The 265-nt window shown below is 77.4% G+C and carries 1 protein-coding gene; it reads left to right on the forward strand.

Going from position 1 to position 265, the window contains the following annotated elements; all coding sequences use genetic code 11:
- Positions 1 to 265: hypothetical protein (locus IF89_RS40195; protein ID WP_043195168.1), on the forward strand; the 265-nt coding region annotated here is incomplete at both ends.

Consider the following 265-nt stretch of genomic DNA (forward strand, 5'->3'; position numbering starts at 1 on the left):
GGAGTACGGGCGGCCGCTGGCCGGACACGGCCCCGTCGTCACCCGCGTCGCCTCGCCCCTCGGCGCGGTGACCGAGATCGCCTACGAGGAGATCCCCGGCTCGCCCGTGCCGGCGCTGGCCGCGACCCGCCTGCGCACCCTCGACGACAAAGGCGAGCTGGCCGCGCCCGAGCAGCGGTTCTCCCCCGCAGTGGAGGAGGGCCGCGCCTACACGGGGGCGGGGGGCGGCTTCGCGGGCGAGGACGACGTCTTCGACCAGCGCACC

Origin of the sequence: Streptomyces sp. NRRL F-2664 (assembly GCF_000719345.1) — a bacterium.
Lineage (GTDB): Bacteria > Actinomycetota > Actinomycetes > Streptomycetales > Streptomycetaceae > Streptomyces.